Annotated in this window: 20 protein-coding genes; 15 read left to right on the top strand and 5 right to left on the bottom strand. The window is 42.7% G+C overall.

Features of this window, described 5'->3' with window-relative positions:
• Window positions 1-64: 64 nt before the first annotated feature.
• From yihA to WG943_RS19220, 4 genes are all read left to right on the top strand, one after another.
• Window positions 65-685 (top strand): ribosome biogenesis GTP-binding protein YihA/YsxC, encoded by a 621-nt coding sequence (gene yihA / locus WG943_RS19235; protein WP_340411475.1) that lies wholly within the window; start codon window positions 65-67, stop codon window positions 683-685.
• Between the two features lie 68 nt (window positions 686-753).
• Entirely contained in the window at window positions 754-1,164 is a 411-nt protein-coding gene (locus WG943_RS19230; protein ID WP_340411473.1) for an energy transducer TonB, read from the top strand.
• A gap of 21 nt (window positions 1,165-1,185) precedes the next feature.
• Window positions 1,186-1,719, top strand: coding sequence for a DUF5606 family protein (locus WG943_RS19225; RefSeq protein ID WP_340411471.1), 534 nt, complete (start codon window positions 1,186-1,188; stop codon window positions 1,717-1,719).
• A gap of 89 nt (window positions 1,720-1,808) precedes the next feature.
• The gene (locus WG943_RS19220; protein ID WP_340411470.1) at window positions 1,809-2,117 is read left to right on the top strand and encodes a hypothetical protein; all 309 of its coding nucleotides are present in this window, start codon (window positions 1,809-1,811) and stop codon (window positions 2,115-2,117) included.
• A 110-nt stretch (window positions 2,118-2,227) separates the two neighbouring features.
• Here WG943_RS19220 and fbp read toward each other — a convergent pair whose 3' ends face one another.
• Window positions 2,228-3,235, bottom strand: a complete 1,008-nt coding sequence (gene fbp / locus WG943_RS19215) for a class 1 fructose-bisphosphatase (RefSeq protein ID WP_340411468.1) — start codon at window positions 3,233-3,235, stop codon at window positions 2,228-2,230.
• 89 nt (window positions 3,236-3,324) lie between these two features.
• Here fbp and WG943_RS19210 point away from each other — a divergent pair, with 89 nt between their 5' ends.
• The 5 genes from WG943_RS19210 to WG943_RS19190 all read left to right on the top strand — a co-directional run bounded on the left by WG943_RS19210 (window position 3,325) and on the right by WG943_RS19190 (window position 7,146).
• Entirely contained in the window at window positions 3,325-4,584 is a 1,260-nt protein-coding gene (locus WG943_RS19210; RefSeq protein ID WP_340411466.1) for an aspartate kinase, read from the top strand.
• A 130-nt stretch (window positions 4,585-4,714) separates the two neighbouring features.
• Window positions 4,715-4,933: a hypothetical protein gene (locus WG943_RS19205; protein ID WP_340411465.1), complete on the top strand. Its 219-nt coding sequence runs from the start codon at window positions 4,715-4,717 to the stop codon at window positions 4,931-4,933.
• Window positions 4,934-5,024: 91 nt separating this feature from the next.
• On the top strand, window positions 5,025-5,798 hold the full coding sequence (locus WG943_RS19200) for an enoyl-CoA hydratase-related protein (RefSeq protein ID WP_340411543.1): 774 nt from the start codon (window positions 5,025-5,027) through the stop codon (window positions 5,796-5,798).
• A gap of 222 nt (window positions 5,799-6,020) precedes the next feature.
• A complete protein-coding gene (locus WG943_RS19195) occupies window positions 6,021-6,488 on the top strand; it encodes a Fur family transcriptional regulator (RefSeq protein WP_340411463.1) in 468 nt (155 codons plus the stop codon).
• 28 nt (window positions 6,489-6,516) lie between these two features.
• The gene (locus WG943_RS19190; RefSeq protein ID WP_340411462.1) at window positions 6,517-7,146 is read left to right on the top strand and encodes a peroxiredoxin; all 630 of its coding nucleotides are present in this window, start codon (window positions 6,517-6,519) and stop codon (window positions 7,144-7,146) included.
• Window positions 7,147-7,218: 72 nt separating this feature from the next.
• Here WG943_RS19190 and crcB read toward each other — a convergent pair whose 3' ends face one another.
• The 3 genes from crcB to WG943_RS19175 are packed head-to-tail and all read right to left on the bottom strand — an operon-like array spanning window position 7,219 to window position 8,531.
• Window positions 7,219-7,590 (bottom strand): fluoride efflux transporter CrcB, encoded by a 372-nt coding sequence (crcB, locus tag WG943_RS19185; protein ID WP_340411460.1) that lies wholly within the window; start codon window positions 7,588-7,590, stop codon window positions 7,219-7,221.
• 47 nt (window positions 7,591-7,637) lie between these two features.
• The gene (locus WG943_RS19180; protein ID WP_340411458.1) at window positions 7,638-8,264 is read right to left on the bottom strand and encodes a class I SAM-dependent methyltransferase; all 627 of its coding nucleotides are present in this window, start codon (window positions 8,262-8,264) and stop codon (window positions 7,638-7,640) included.
• 30 nt (window positions 8,265-8,294) lie between these two features.
• Window positions 8,295-8,531: a hypothetical protein gene (locus WG943_RS19175; protein ID WP_340411457.1), complete on the bottom strand. Its 237-nt coding sequence runs from the start codon at window positions 8,529-8,531 to the stop codon at window positions 8,295-8,297.
• A 366-nt stretch (window positions 8,532-8,897) separates the two neighbouring features.
• Here WG943_RS19175 and WG943_RS19170 point away from each other — a divergent pair, with 366 nt between their 5' ends.
• The 3 genes from WG943_RS19170 to WG943_RS19160 all read left to right on the top strand — a co-directional run bounded on the left by WG943_RS19170 (window position 8,898) and on the right by WG943_RS19160 (window position 11,913).
• Complete coding sequence (locus WG943_RS19170) at window positions 8,898-10,151, top strand: 3-deoxy-D-manno-octulosonic acid transferase (protein ID WP_340411455.1); 1,254 nt, start codon at window positions 8,898-8,900, stop codon at window positions 10,149-10,151.
• Complete coding sequence (gene rsgA, locus WG943_RS19165) at window positions 10,148-11,071, top strand: ribosome small subunit-dependent GTPase A (RefSeq protein ID WP_340411453.1); 924 nt, start codon at window positions 10,148-10,150, stop codon at window positions 11,069-11,071. The genes WG943_RS19170 and rsgA overlap by 4 nt, the downstream gene beginning before the upstream one ends.
• Before the next feature lie 140 nt (window positions 11,072-11,211).
• Window positions 11,212-11,913, top strand: a complete 702-nt coding sequence (locus WG943_RS19160) for an SDR family oxidoreductase (RefSeq protein ID WP_340411451.1) — start codon at window positions 11,212-11,214, stop codon at window positions 11,911-11,913.
• Window positions 11,914-11,973: 60 nt separating this feature from the next.
• On the opposite strand, the gene WG943_RS19155 is transcribed toward WG943_RS19160, so the two are convergent.
• Window positions 11,974-12,654 (bottom strand): fasciclin domain-containing protein, encoded by a 681-nt coding sequence (locus WG943_RS19155; protein ID WP_340411450.1) that lies wholly within the window; start codon window positions 12,652-12,654, stop codon window positions 11,974-11,976.
• 115 nt (window positions 12,655-12,769) lie between these two features.
• Here WG943_RS19155 and WG943_RS19150 point away from each other — a divergent pair, with 115 nt between their 5' ends.
• The 3 genes from WG943_RS19150 to WG943_RS19140 all read left to right on the top strand — a co-directional run bounded on the left by WG943_RS19150 (window position 12,770) and on the right by WG943_RS19140 (window position 16,123).
• Window positions 12,770-13,228: a peptidylprolyl isomerase gene (locus WG943_RS19150; protein ID WP_340411448.1), complete on the top strand. Its 459-nt coding sequence runs from the start codon at window positions 12,770-12,772 to the stop codon at window positions 13,226-13,228.
• A 344-nt stretch (window positions 13,229-13,572) separates the two neighbouring features.
• On the top strand, window positions 13,573-14,874 hold the full coding sequence (locus WG943_RS19145) for a dicarboxylate/amino acid:cation symporter (RefSeq protein WP_340411447.1): 1,302 nt from the start codon (window positions 13,573-13,575) through the stop codon (window positions 14,872-14,874).
• Between the two features lie 412 nt (window positions 14,875-15,286).
• Window positions 15,287-16,123 carry a hypothetical protein gene (locus WG943_RS19140; protein ID WP_340411446.1) on the top strand — a complete coding sequence of 279 codons (837 nt, stop codon included), beginning with the start codon at window positions 15,287-15,289 and terminating at the stop codon, window positions 16,121-16,123.
• The last annotated feature ends 102 nt before the right edge of the window (window positions 16,124-16,225 follow it).

Raw genomic sequence — 16,225 nt, 5'->3', positions numbered from 1 at the left:
TTAAGGTAGTAAATATACTACTCAACTCATATTTAACACAAAAGTAAGCAGCCAGATATTACGCATGGATATAAAAGAAGCAAAGTTTTTAATGAGCAACACCAAGGTAGAGCTATGCCCGGCACCTGATAAGCCGGAGTATGCTTTTATCGGCCGCTCAAATGTGGGGAAGTCATCTTTGATAAACATGCTTACCGGCCAAAAAGGCCTTGCCAAAACGTCATCCTCGCCTGGCAAAACACAGCTGATCAATCATTTCTTGATAAATGACCGCTGGTACCTGGTAGATTTACCTGGTTATGGGTATGCTAAGGTTAGTAAAAAGTCGCGTGAAGAGTGGCGCCGCATGATCAACTTCTATTTACAGAAACGCGAGAACCTAACCTGCGTATTTGTACTGATAGATTCCAGGCACGAGCCACTGAAACAGGACCTGGAATTTATTGACTACCTGGGCAACATGGGCGTTCCTTTTGCAATTGTGTTCACCAAGCTTGATAAACAGTCGGCGCTTAAAACAGAGGCAAACGTATCTGCTTTTACAAAGAAACTAAATGAAACCTGGGAGGAGTTACCTCCAATGTTTAAGACCTCATCTGAAAAACGAGTTGGACGTGATGAGTTGCTGGCGTATATTGAGGAGATAAATGTACAGGTAGAGCAACAGCAAAAACAAAATATATAATACAAAGTATAAATTTGCACCGTCAGCCCTGTTGGCTAACAAAGAATATTTTTTAATACTTACCCTTTATGAAAATCAAGTTCACATTTTTGTTTATTTTGTTTGCCTTTACAGCACTAACCGCTTCTGCACAAAGCACAGCAACAAAGGCAGAAGCAGCTCAGAGCGAAGAGAAGAAAGTATGGATGCCTGAGAAAACCCCGCCTGTGGCAGAGTATTACGAAGGTGGTGTAGAGGCCATGTACAAAGCTATATATAAAGAGCTTAACTACCCGCCGCTTGCAAAGCGTAACCGTGTTCAGGGCGATTGCATTATCAGCTTTACTCTGAATGAAGATGGTTCTCTTTCTGGTTTTAAAGTGCTGCGCAACGCAGGTGCTGGTACTGGCGAAGAAGCACTGCGTGTTGCTAGGTTGTTAAAGTTTAATGCACCTGGCTTTGCGGTAAATGCTAGCATTCCGATTATGTTTAAACTATAAAACAACAGTTTATACTTTACTATGCCTATTGATTTAAGACAAGTTGCGGCCATATCTGGCCAAAGCGGCCTTTACCAGATCGTAAAGCCAACACGTACAGGTGTAATTGTGCAGAGCCTGGAGGATACTCCTAAAACAATGGTTGCGCAGGCACGCCACCGTATGTCTATCCTGGATGAAATCTCTATTTACACAACCGACGAAGAAGGCACTGTGCCCTTAGCCGATGTGTTTGAGCGCATCCATGAGAAGTATGGCGACCAACTGCCGCTTAGCGAGAAGCCAAGCAACGAGGATTATAAGCAGTTTATGAGCGATGTGCTGCCAAACTACGATGAGGACAGAGTGTATACTTCTGATATGAAGAAACTGGCAAGCTGGTACCTGATCGTAAACAAGCACATTGGCTTTGCAAAGGCAGAGAACGAGGCTCCTGCAGCGGAAAAAACTTCTGACAACAAAGAAGCAGCTCCAAAAGAAAAGAAAGCAGCAGCTGATAAAAAAGAAAAAACGGCAGAAGCCAAACCTAAAAAGAGCAAGACAGATAAAGAATAAGCTCCATCTGCCTTATATAATAAAAAACGCCCTCACATACACGAGGGCGTTTTGCTTTGTATCCTGCTTCTGTTTTTATACTTTTAGCCATGCAGTACCCTCCCACTATTATCTCAAGCGCCACTACCCGTTTACAGTCTCTTTTCGAAGTAGAGAACCTACCGGTTTCTAACCTGGAGAGCCTGCACTTTAAACTTGCCAGAGTAGTGCTACACCTGCTAAATACCGATCTGGCCAAACTGCTGCAGATACTTTACCGCATCGATGTAGAAGAAAAAGCTGTGAAGGAGGCTATGATTGCCGATGACCAGGAAATGATTGCCGAACGTATTGCACGACTTATACTTAAACGCGAACTACAAAAAGCTGAACTCCGCCAAAAGTATAGCAGTAGATAAACAGACGTTATTTACTACCAAACTTACAGAGAGGTCAAATTTTTAAGATAAGAAAAGAGGGCAGAAATCTTTACAGACTCCTGCCCTCTTTTAGTTTTAGTATGATAGCCTTAGCTAACCAAAGCTTCTGATTTAATAAACTCCTCTACTTTCTCTACCATTTCAGCAGATCCGATTACAAGTGGAGAACGCTGGTGAAGCTCTGTCGGCTCAATTTCCATAATACGCTGTGAGCCTGTTGTAGCCTTGCCTCCTGCCTGCTCTACAATAAAAGCAAGCGAGTTGCACTCATACATCAGGCGCAGCTTTCCGTTAGGCGCTTTTGCAGTAGATGGATAAATGTACACACCGCCTTTTAACAGGTTACGGTGGAAATCAGCTACAAGAGAGCCAATGTAACGAGCCGAATAGCCGTTGTCTCTGCAGTAGTTGATGTAATTTCTTATACCCTCCGGGAAGCTATTTAAGCCACCCTCATTGCAAGAGTAAACAGTACCTGTGAGTGGTGTTACAATGTTAGGGTGAGACAGGAAGAACTCGCCTAAAGATGGCTCATAGGTAAAGCCGTTAACACCGTGCCCAGTTGTATAAACCAGCATGGTAGACGAGCCATAGATTACATACCCTGCCGCTATCTGGCGTGTACCATTTTGCAGGCAGTCTTCCAAGGTTCCGTCGCAGCCAGCTTCTGATGTTCTTCTGTAAATAGAGAAAATCGTACCAATAGAAACGTTTACATCGATGTTAGAAGACCCATCTAGCGGATCGATAGCAACGACATACTTTCCTTTGGTATTACCCGTCTGGATAATTTCTTCTTCCTCTTCAGAGATTATGGCGCAAACCTCACCACCATTGCGTAGGGCTCTGATGAAACGAATGTTAGCAATAACATCTAGCTTCTGCTGCTCTTCACCCTGTATGTTCTGGTTGCCATAGGCACCTGTTACATCCAGTAGGCCGGCACGGTTGATTTCTCTGTTAACAATCTTAGCTGCCAACGCAATATCGCGCAGCAACTGCGATAACTCTCCGGTGGCATACGGAAAGTCTTCTTGTTTTCTCATGATGAACCTGTCAAGGGTGGTGCCTACAGGTAACGCCAGTTTGTCATTCATAAAGTAAAGATTTAACCTAGTACAAAAGTATCAATTTTAGTTAATATAACGAAGTATACATATTTTTACGGCAAACGTACTTAGTTCGGATGAAAGTATACAAATTTGGCGGCGCATCAGTTAAAAGTGCTGAGGCGTTTCGAAACATAGCACATATCATTAAAACCTTTGGTGGCGATAAGCAGCTTTTGCTGGTAGTATCGGCAATGGGTAAAACAACCAATGCGCTGGAGCATATCTTTGATTTGGCCCACAAAGGCGAGCCTTTTGATAAAGAATACCAGCAGTGCCTTGCTTACCATCGTGAGGTGGTAGAGGAGCTATTTGCCAGTGAGAGCAACCCTGTGCATGAGCGCCTGGAGCATTTATTTTTACAACTGCAGCAGAGCTTACAAACTGTTCCATCCGGGGCTTCATACGATAAATTTTACGATCAGGTGGTAAGTTTCGGAGAATTATTTTCGTCTACTATACTCCATTATTTTTTAACAAACCAAAGTTTACAAAACACCTGGATTGACAGCCGCAAGTACATTAATACAGATACCTCGTGGCGCGAAGGCAGAGTAGACTGGAATTGGACGGAGCGTACCATAAAACGTGACCTGCCGGAGATATTGCAGAACCAGCTGATTGTAACACAAGGCTTTTTAGGTGGCACTAATAACGGCTTTACTACTACACTGGGGCGTGAGGGTTCAGACTTTAGTGCTGCCATATTTGCCTACTGTCTGGATGCAGAGGCTATGTACATCTGGAAAGATGTAGAAGGACTATTAAATGCTGACCCTAAATATTTTACTGATACAATACGCTATCCTGAAATATCGTACCAGGAAACTGTAGAGATGGCCTATTATGGCGCCTCTGTGATACACCCGAAAACTATAAAGCCTTTAGCAAATAAGCTTATCCCTCTTTATGTAAAATCTTTTCTGAACCCTGCTGCTGAGGGCACTAAAATTTGTAATTGCCGCTTTGAAGTGCTTGCTCCTGCTTATATCATCAAAGAAAACCAGTGCCTGATATCATTTAGCGTGAAGGATTTTACGTTTATATCTGAAAAAAACTTGGGCACTATATTTAATGCATTATCTGAGTTGCGCCTTAAAATTAACCTAATGCAAAACTCAGCTATCTCGTTTTCTATTTGCACAGACTACAATCAAGAGCGGCTGCACCGCCTTATTCAAACGCTAAACGATCAGTTTGTTATTCATTATAACACAGGACTAAGGCTGTTTACCGTTAAAAACTATGATAACAATAGCATAAATAAGCTATCAGCCGATAAGGAAATATTACTAGAACAACGCACTAGAACTACATTCCAATTAGTTTGCAGATAAATTTAATACAATTAAACATAAACTTCATTAAAATTTTATTTTAAAAATATAATTATATTACCAAAACTTTATATTTACTTTGCGTATACATAGGCCTGTTATAAAGATCCGAAACCCTGTTAGTATGCAAATGGCTGAAAAACTTACACCCTCATTTATCTTTAAACTTATACTTTTGTTCGCTCTTCTGTTAACAAGCGTTTTTTTAAGATCAAATAAGGTTGTGCTACCTGCAAATGCGAAAAACGTACAGCAGTACAGTCCATCTGCCACAACAGATAACGTACAGGAACAGGATACTTACTACAGGGTAGTTAGCCAAAAGAAAACAGGTAAAACTTCTATTTAAAATATAAGCCCACTAGTTGGGCTTTTTTTATGGTTGAGCTAAAACCTGTAACTTAAGGCTTTCTTTAATGCTTGATCACAAAATAAAATCCATGGAATTTATACTTGTAACGCCAGAGGCACAGCCACACGTAGCCTTAATCCAGTTAAACAGACCAAAAGAGCTTAATGCGCTTAACCTACAATTGATGGGAGAATTGCGCGATGCTCTTAAAGAACTAGACGATAACGACCAAGTACGTGCTATTATCATCACAGGGAATGAACGTGCTTTTGCCGCCGGTGCAGATATTAAACAGATGGCCGGTAAAACTGCCATTGATATGCTCAACATCGACCAGTTCTCTACCTGGGACCAGATACGCAAAACGAAAAAACCAATTATTGCAGCCGTTTCAGGCTTCGCTTTGGGTGGAGGTTGCGAACTAGCTATGACCTGCGACATGATTGTAGCCTCTGAGACGGCACAGTTTGGCCAGCCCGAAATTAAAATAGGTGTAATGCCGGGAGCAGGTGGTACGCAGCGCTTAACAAAAGCCATAGGCAAAGCAAAAGCCATGGAGATGGTGCTAACAGGTAAATTTATGACTGCGGACGAGGCAGAGAGGCATGGCCTTGTAAACCGTGTGGTGCCCGTTGAGCTTTATTTAGACGAAGCCTTTAAGCTAGCAGGCGAGATTGCCAAAATGTCGCCGGTAGCAGCTAAACTGGCTAAAGAGGCTGTAAACCGCTCTTTTGAAACTAACTTAGATGAAGGCTTATACTTTGAGCGCAAGAACTTCTACCTCTGCTTCGCCTCCGAAGATCAAACTGAAGGTATGAACGCTTTTGTAGAAAAACGTAAACCTGAGTTTAAGGGAAGATAAATTAAGTTCAGGAAGTCTGTATTTGATTTTCCTGTTAACTGCTCTCAGCTGCCCTCCTTGGTTTAGGAGGGCAGCTTTTTTATTATGCGGCAGACATTCATTCTCTTCCACACCTAAAGTTCCTTAATTCACTAATAACCTTTATGCTTTACCTTTCAAAGTTTAATTAATCCTTTTACCTTTGCAGGAACTATTCCTAGTTAAGAAACATTCTTATCTGGTATGCAACAAAACCTGACACGAGACGAATTACGGCAGCGCCTTTTAGATGGTGGCTTAAAGGCTACACATCAGCGCATTGTTGTGTTCGAGTCGGTAATGGAGTTGCATGGGCACCACCCTACCGCCGAAGATGTGTTTCAGCGCCTGAAGCCGGCAAACCCAAGTATATCGCTGGGTACGGTTTACAAAACGCTGGACACATTTGTAGAAACTGGTCTCATAAAACGCGCGCTTTCCCAAGAAGGCGGCAAGCGTTATGATGCCAATACTCACACGCACAACCACATCTTTTGCAGCAAAACAAAAGAGATTGTTGACTTTGAGGATGCGGAACTGGAGCAGCTTTTACAAGACTTCTTTAGCAAACGAAAGCTGGAGAACTTTGAGATTAAGGGTTTTTCGGTACAGCTAACGGGTAATAAGGTGGAGCCTGATAAGCAAATAAGTATAACACGAGTATCTAAATAGAATTTTTAACCAAAAACTAAATAAACACATGGCAGTATTAGTAGGTAAAAAAGCACCTTCTTTTAAAGCAACAGCCGTTGAAAACGGAGAATTTGTAGAGAACTTCTCACTGGAGCAGTACATTGGCAAGAAGCACGTATTATTCTACTTCTACCCTATGGATTTCACGTTTGTGTGCCCAACTGAGATCATCGCTTTCCAGGACAGAATGGAAGAGTTTGAGCGCAAAGGTGTAGCTGTAGTAGGTTGCTCTACCGACACGCATTTCTCTCACTTCGCATGGCTGAACACTCCGCGCGAGCAGGGTGGTATTTCAGGTGTAAACTACCCACTTGTAGCAGACGCTTCTAAAACTATCGCTCAGAATTACGACGTTTTAGCTGGCTATTACGATTACAACGAAGAAGGCGAGTCTGTATTTGTTGGCGAGCCGGTTGCTTACCGCGGCCTGTTCCTGATCGATAAAGAAGGTGTAGTACGCCACCAGGTTGTAAACGACCTTCCGCTTGGCCGTTCTATCGACGAGGCTCTTCGTATGGTAGATGCGCTGCAGTACTTTGAAGAGAAAGGCGAAGTTTGCCCTGCAAACTGGTCTGAAGGCAAAGAGGCAATGCAGGCTACTAAAGAAGGTGTATCTAACTACCTTGCAAAGCACTAGGCTTTAATAGCTTCTTAAATAACAGAAAAGCCCCGGCATGTGTCGGGGCTTTTTATTTTATACTTTTTATACTTATACCAGCTTAACCAACCATAAGCCGGCAAACGTAGCAAGTAACCCTAAAAGCACACTCGCTAGAATATATGTAAGTGCACTCCCTACCTGCCCGCTCTGCAGCATGTTAACTGATTCGTAAGAAAACGCCGAGAAGGTAGTAAAACCACCAAGTATACCTGTGGCCAGAAACAAGCGCCACTCCGGCGATATGTTGCCTTTAACTCCCAATCCAAAAACTAACCCTATCAAAAAGCAGCCTACAATATTTACTGTAAGTGTAGCAAAAGGGAATGCAACAGCAGATCTATTCTGGATAAGTAGTGCCAGCAGGTACCTAAAAGAGCCGCCAATAAAACTACCTGCTCCTACTGCTAATAACATTTTCATTTAGTTAAATTTTGTTCTGAAGTATAAAATTAAGAAAATAGATTGCACTACACCTTCTGCAAAAGTACAGTAAGTATGCGTGGGATGCTGGTTCTGTCGTTGTCGTCGAAGTACTCGTTCAGGTCTATCATTTTCAGGCGGTACTTTCTGGCTGCCAGTATAAAATCAGAAATGTTATGGGTATAGCATTCTGCCTCCTGCCTGCCCTCTTCGGTATCAAATCTAGCTTTGGTGCCGCTGTACTGCTTAAAGGGATGAAGTTCGCCGATGTAAACATGACCACCAAGTTTTAGAGCACCAGCTACCTCTTTAAAAGTATGATTTAAATCCTGTATGTGCTCCAGTACCAGGCTAAAGCTTACCAAGTCGTACTGCCCGGTTTTAAAGCTCCAATCTTTTGTGATGTCTGCTTGGATGAACTCTACTTTATTAGAGTTTACCTTTTTCTTTGCCCGCTCCAGCATCTCCTCTGATAGGTCCACCGCTGTTACATGCAGCGCCTTTCGCACCAGCCACTCTGTGTTTTTGCCTGTGCCGCAGCCAATCTCTAAGCAGGTTTCGAAAGGTATAGTTGATAAGGTAGTGCGTAAAGCCACAGCCTCCAGATCACGGGTTCTGTTTTTGTTTGTGTCGTACTGCGAGGCCCAGCTGTTATAGGCTTTTTGGATACTCATGGTTATTTAGTAGTAAGCTTCAGCAATTTTCTATTCAAACTCAGCAATACACCTGAACCCAATATAGATGTTAGGGGCATCATACTTTATAATTTGTGTAAGATTATTCTCTAACTCTGTTAGTTGATAGTTATTGGCTCCCATGGCAATAGATTTCGCCTGGGTCATCTCGCTTACATTATCAAATAGGTTATATAGCCGTTTTTTATCTTTCTTACTTTCTTCCAGGTAGTATTGTTCTTTGTGTTTTTTGATCCTCTCCCGCATGCCGGTGAGCTCCCATTCATATCTCTTACGATCTTCCAGCAACTCAGCCTGTTCGTATGAATAAGCACTACGGGCTTAAAGAAGTTCTCAGACCTCTTGTACCAGACGTTCGTACTGTGCGGCAGAAGCAGCTGTACATCAGTAGAGTCAAATTGCTGCTTATACTTGTATATAGTCGAAACTTTAAAACAATGTATTATCAATATATTATAAATCTACCAGCTATTAAAGCAGTAATGTAATTGTTCCCACAAACTACTTCACATCCAACAACTATCCCTCCGTAATCCACTATATTTGTAGCACCAGACGCTCGCAGGACCTCCGGACGCTGCGAGGTCTTTGTATTACAACAAAGTATAACATTTGAAGTTACTTTACGACATCGGCTTAAAAGCTTACCAGGCTGCCATTGCGCTTGCTTCTCCTTTTAACGAGAAAGCTAAACTAATGCGGCAGGGGCGTGAGCAGCAGTTCCAGAAGCTAAAGCAAGCTTTTGCTGGTAACCAGGCGCCTGTGGCATGGTTTCATTGTGCTTCGCTAGGCGAGTTTGAGCAGGGTCGCCCTGTGATGGAGGCTTTCAAAGAGGTGCACCCGGAGTATAAGATTCTGCTTACTTTCTTCTCTCCTTCTGGGTACGAAATTCGCAAGAATTACCCCGGTGCCGATTACATCTTTTACCTGCCCCTAGATAGCGAACAAAATGCGAAACAGTTTTTAGAGGTTACGGAACCAGAGCTGGCTATTTTTGTAAAGTATGAGTTCTGGCACTACTACCTGCAGGAGCTACAGCAGCGCAACATACCTATACTTTCTATCTCAGCTATTTTTCGGGGAGACCAGGTTTTCTTTAAGCCATATGGTGAGTTTAACCGTAACATGCTGCGGCGCTTCACACACATTTATACTCAGAACAAAACATCTTTACAGCTGCTAAAGCGCATTGGTATTGCACAGGCAAGTATAGCCGGCGACACCCGTTTTGATAGAGTTTTGCAAACTGCGGCAAGTGTAAAAACCATGCCAGTGGTAGAGGCTTTTGCAGCCGGCAAAGAGGTGTTTATGGTAGGCAGCAGTTGGCCAGCTGATATGGAAGTGTTGTTGCCGCTCATACAAAAGTATAACCAACGCATAAAATTCATCATTGCACCGCACGAGGTAAATGAGGCAAGTATAACTGCTGTCATGCAAGGCCTCGGCGATGTTAGTGCAATACGCTTCTCAAAAGTGAATGAGGCAGACGCCGCCGAGTATAACGTGCTGGTAATTGATAACATTGGCATGCTTTCGTCGCTATACAGTTATGGTACTTATGCCTACATTGGCGGTGCTTTTGGCAAAGGGCTGCATAATACTTTAGAGGCTGCTGTGTTTGGATTGCCGTTATTCTTCGGCCCGAAGTATAGCAAGTTTCAGGAGGCAATAGATTTAGTAGATATTGGCTGTGCTTTCCCGGTAAATAACAGTCAGGAGTTGTTGCAGGTGTTTGAGGAGGTACATACCACACCGGGCCTTCGCCAAAGTATAACCAGCAATGAAAAAACATACGTACAAGAGCAAGCCGGCGCTACTGCCAAAATTATGGCCGATGTAAGTGCACTGCTTAAAAAGAATACATGAAAGGAGTTGTAGTAAAATCAACGGGATCGTGGTACTTGGTACGCGACGAGGAAGGTAAGTTGCACCGTGCCCGCCTGCGCGGCAAGTTTAAACTAAAAGGCATGAAGGTAAGCAACCCGCTTGCTGTTGGCGACAAAGTAGCGTTTGACCTGGAAGAAACCGGAGAGGACACTGCCGTCATCAATACAATACAAGACCGCGAGAACTACATCATCCGCCAGAGCACCCACAAAACGGCTTATTCACATATTATAGCCGCCAACCTGGATCTAGCCATGCTCATTGTTACGTTGGTGTCGCCTAGAACTTCTTTCGGCTTTATAGATCGTTTCCTGGTAACTGCCGAAGCTTACGACATCCCAACTATCATCGTGTACAACAAAACCGATATGTACGACGACGAGATGCGGGATTATCAGCGCCAGATCAGCTACATGTATGAGCAAATAGGCTATAAAACACTGGCTGTTTCTGCAAAAACAAAAGAAGGTTTAGACGAGTTAAAAAAACTGCTGCACAGTAAAACAACCTTGCTCTCTGGCCACTCCGGTGTAGGCAAGTCCACACTTATCAACCTGATTGTGCCTGACCTGGAGCTTAAAACTTCTGAGATTTCTGACTTTTCTGATAAAGGCGTACATACCACCACTTTCGCAGAAATGTTTGAGGTAGATAAGGATACTTATATTATTGATACTCCTGGCATAAAAGAGCTAGGCATTGTAGACATCCCTGCAACGGAACTAAGCCATTATTTCCCGGAGATGCGCGAAAGATTAAATCAATGCCGCTTTAACAACTGCACCCACTTTAACGAACCGGGTTGCGCCGTAATAGAAGCCGTACGCCATAACGAAATTTCACTTACCCGCTACGAAAGCTACCTGAGCATGCTACACGGCCAGGACAATAGGAAATAGTTTGGGAGTTATAGAAGTATAAATGTAGAGACGCAATATTTTGCGTCTTTTTTTTGCCGCACCGGGTCCAAAACCCAACAATCAACAATTCCTCACCACCTGCGTTAGTCTAAGCTAAACCTAACACCTTACCTCCTACTATGAAACTCAACAACGCGAACATCCTGATTACAGGCGGCACCTTAGGCATTGGCCATGCCACAGCTAAACTACTAATAGAAAGCGGAGCCAACGTAGCTATTACAGGCCGCGACGAAAAGCGTACCTTAAAAGCAGCCCGGGATATTGGGGCTATGCCTATAACTGCAGACGTAGCCAACCCCGATGATGTACGCCATACTTTCCAGACATTTATGGAGGAGTTCGGCCGGCTGGATGTGCTGATAAATAATGCTGGAATAGGTCTGTCTAAGCCACTAGAAGAACTGACAGTAGAGGATTTTGAGCAAGTATACCGTGTTAATGTATTTGGTGCAGCCATGATGGCGGCAAGAGCAGCTAAGATATTTAAAAAGCAGAACTACGGCAACATCATCAACATTGGTTCTACAGCCAGCGGTAATGGCTACGAGGGAGGCTCAGTTTATGCCTCGTCTAAAGCAGCCCTTAAAAGTATGACCCAGAGCTGGCAAAAAGAGCTGCGACGCCACAACGTACGTGTTATGCTAATAAACCCAAGCGAAGTAACCACAGCATTCGGCAACCCCGACAGAGAAGAACGCGACAGCCAGCCTAATAAACTTAGAGGAGAAGAAATAGCCTGGGCTATAAAAAGTGTTCTGAAGATGGATGACCGTGGCTTTATACCGGAATTGGCCGTTTGGGCAACTAACCCATTCTAATAAAACAGCAAGGGCAGGTAAATTTAGTTTACCTGCCCTTGCAATAGTATTGTTTATACTTTACTGCGCCTGTACTGGCTGTAGTACCTTATTTATTACATGCACTACCCCGTTTTCGCTCATATTGTTGGGCATCGTAACTTTAGCTCCTTCAACCATAATATCCTGCCCACGTTTCGACACCTTTAACTGCTGCCCGCCTATAGTTTTTAGCATGGCTCCATCCTGAAGATTATCGGCAGTAAGTTTACCGGCAATTATGTGGTTATTTATCAGGTTTACCAACTCCTTTCTATTCTCATCTTTCATCAGGCCATCTAGCACATCTTTCTGTAAAGCCTCAAAAGAGTCGTTATCAGGCGCAAAAACAGTGTAAGGTCCGGTTCCATTCAATGTTCTTACTAATTCGGCCTTGCGAACAACAGATGCAAACGTAACCAGGTTTGGTGATGATGAGATATTTTCAACAATGTTTTGAGTAGGCATCATTTCTCTGCCACCAAGTTCAGAGCCTGTTGCAGTTGGGTCTACACGCTCTCCTCCCATCTGGCCCTCTCCTGCCTGCCTGCCATCTGTATTTTGCTCTGTTCCCCTTGCTTCGGGCTGCGACCCTAGGTTTGGCCTGCTCCGTTCTTCCTGCATCGGATTTTCATTTCTACTGTCGTCGGCACCGCCACAGCCCAGCAACAGTAGGCTGCACAACAAAGCGCCTGTAAGTACATACATGTTTATTCTTCTCATAGCTATCAGGTTTTACTTAATCTCGCGTTAGCGCATATACAGCGCCAGATAATTTTCTTAAACTATAAAATCCGTACTTTTGTTATCAACATTGTTTTACAAAAAAGAATAAACCATGAAAACTGCAGAAATCCATACTGGCAAGGGTGTTATGAAAGTAGAGTTCTACGAGAAAGACGCTCCTAAAACAGTACAGAACTTTATAGATCTTGCCAACAAAGGCTTTTACGACGGCCTTACGTTCCATCGTGTTATTCCGGATTTCGTGATCCAGGGAGGATGCCCTAACTCACGTGAAGGTGCTAAAGGAGTAGCAGGCACAGGTGGCCCAGGCTATAAAATTGACTGTGAGCTTACTGGCGAAAACCAGTTTCACGATCGTGGTGTGCTAAGTATGGCACATGCTGGCCGCAATACTGGCGGGTCTCAGTTCTTTATTTGCCACAGCCGCAAAAACACTGCACACCTAGACCGTAACCACACTTGTTTTGGTAAAGTAGTGGAAGGCCTGGATGTAATCGACCAGATCAAAGCCAACGACAAGATTGAGAAAATCGTCGTGAACGAGGAATAGTGATTTATTTGATGTTGGTTATTAGCTGATCGCGCTCCTGATTATAAGATCATTGGCCGATAACCTAAAATCAACAAGCAACAAAAAAGCCGCTTTAACAGCGGCTTTTTTGTTGTATACCTCGCAAAAAGCGCTGCACTTTTAGCAGGTTATAAGGCAACTTTCTAACAATACCCTTCAATCCTGAGTAATTATCTTTAAATTTACCCTAAGGCCTATTGGGGTTTGCTGAGGAGATTCCTGCTTCGCTTGTCCCACTTTTGTATTATCAGGCTTTGTTTTATCATACTTACACATAATATTATCAGAGGCTACTACTATCAACTAGCCCTCACTCTGGCAACATGAAAAAACTTGCGCTACATTGGCAGATCCTCATCGGCATGACACTTGGTGTGCTGTGGGGCATACTCGCCAGTTCCTACGGCCTTGTCGAGTTCACCCTGGACTGGCTCAAGCCTTTCGGCACCATCTTTATCAACCTGCTAAAGCTTATTGCTGTACCACTTGTACTTGTATCGCTTATTACCGGCGTATCCAGCCTCAGCGACATTAGTAAGCTTTCGCGCATTGGCTCTAAAACCGTAGGCATTTACCTCGGCACTACTGTATTGGCCGTAACCATGGGTTTGGTACTGGTAAACATTTTTGAGCCTGGCAAAGCCTTCTCTCCAGAAAAGCGCGAAGAATTTAAAGAACAGTTTGCCACTACCACCACCGAAAAATCAAGCAACGCCGCTGCCATGGAACAACAGGGGCCGCTGCAACCGCTTATCGATATTGTGCCTGATAATATTTTTGGTGCACTCTCGAATAACGGCAGTATGCTGCAGGTAATCTTTTTTGCGTTGCTCTTTGGTATTGCGCTCATTATGATACCCTCTGATAAGGCTTCTCCCGTCAACGCCTTCTTTGAAGGAGTAAATATGGTGATCCTGAAGATAGTGGACATCATCATGAAATTTGCACCTTATGGCGTGTTTGCATTGTTAGCTGGCCTTGTGGTAGAGTTTGCAGGCAACGACCCAGGAGCGGCCGTAGAACTACTGATGGTGCTCGGTTACTACTGCGTTGTCGTGCTGATAGGCCTTGCCTTGATGATTACAGTAGCTTACCCGCTGTTAGTTACTACAGTTGGCAAAACTAAGTACAAAGACTTTTTCAGAGGGATTTTTCCGGCCCAAATGCTGGCTTTCTCCACCTCATCCAGTGCTGCCACTCTACCCGTTACGATGGAGCGTTGCGAGCAGAACCTTGGCATCAACAAAGAAATTACCAGTTTTGTATTGCCCCTGGGTGCAACCATTAACATGGATGGCACCAGCCTCTACCAAGCTGTAGCTGCCGTTTTTATTGCTCAAGCCTATGGTATGGACCTCGACCTGATGACACAGATTGGGATAGTGCTAACCGCAACACTTGCCTCTATTGGAGCAGCCGCAGTGCCAGGTGCCGGCACTATTATGCTGGTAATCGTGCTACAGCAGGCAGGAATACCCGTAGAAGGCATCGCGCTTATACTTGCCCCTGACCGCCTCCTTGATATGTGCCGTACGGTAGTGAATGTTACTGGCGATGCCACAGTAGCCATGATGGTAGCCAGAACTGAAAATCAGCTGCACCCACCTGTACAAGAACCAGCATAGTATAGCACTTTATCTATTTTGAAGCCCCGTTAAATTTAGTTTTAGCGGGGCTTTTTATATTATAAGCATTATGACCTTATTCCCTTTATCAGAGAATCTGCTCGTTTCATACAAAAGAAATAGATTGATTTTTATTCTTAATTAATAAAATATTAACAAATTGGCATATTTAATGCTGCACAAAAAAGAATACAGGATGATAATCTAATAAGAAAAGCAAAAGTGTTCTACTGTTGTTTTTTTCTGTTTGCCTTAGAGCTTATTAATAATTTACTAACTACCATATTAATCATTCTTTATACTATATAAGCCAACGAACTTAATACTCTTACTAATGCTTAAAACCCTTCTTATAAGTTCACTATTACTTCTGCTAAAAACAAGTTGCTTTGGTCAAATTGACTTAATTTGGATGAAGGATAAGAATTATGAAAGCTTTAGATCAGCAAATCATATCCAGTCCATTAAGATGCTTGTTAGCATTCCTAATAAAAATAAAAATGTAGATTTTGAGCTTAAAGCGGAGGCATTTTATACCTCTAAAGGCAATCTGATCAAATACAGAACCTATAACCCTTTTTACCATATATACACAGATCGTAACGCGATTAAAATTGATGAATATAATTATGACGGGCAGGGGAAGTTGATATCAATTGACAGTAAAGGAGTATCTAAAAATATTACGGGGTACTATTTTCATCAGGAAATAATATACACCTATGATGAATTCGGAAATAGAGTAGATCTTAGAATGTATAATAGACAGACTGATTTGAAAGCAATAAAGGTAGAATTCCTTAAACCAAAAATTACTTCCACAGTTAACACACTTCAGGATGAAAGTATAAAACCCAACAATGTTGTATTACCTTATGCATCCTCCTCAAGCACTGCATTGTTTAATTATTCTGAGGCTAATTCATCAGAAAAATTACAAATAATAAGGATATTCGATGAAGTAAGTAATAAGCTCAGGTTAGAAGAAACTATAATGAAGAACACTAACAACCTGGTGGAGCATACAATTCTCAAGGATATGCTAAACAATAGAAAAACAATAATTGCTTTTAAGTATGATGAACAGGGAAATGAAACGGAAAGGATTGACTATAACGGGAGAGGTAGGTTATTATATAAATATGTAAACACTTTCAACGAAAAAGGTGAAATTAGTCAGGTAGAAGTTTGGGAGCGTAAAAAGAAAAGACCAATACAAATTATCAGATATCAGTACGAATATTATTAAAAGCAAACCTTCTGTATAGTACGTATCATAACTTTAGCATCAATATCAGTGAATATATGATTACTATACAGCTTTAAGTTATTTAAATAAAGTCATAATAAA

The organism is Pontibacter sp. H249, assembly GCF_037892465.1.
GTDB lineage: Bacteria > Bacteroidota > Bacteroidia > Cytophagales > Hymenobacteraceae > Pontibacter.
This window is presented reverse-complemented; position numbering and strand designations above follow the sequence as displayed.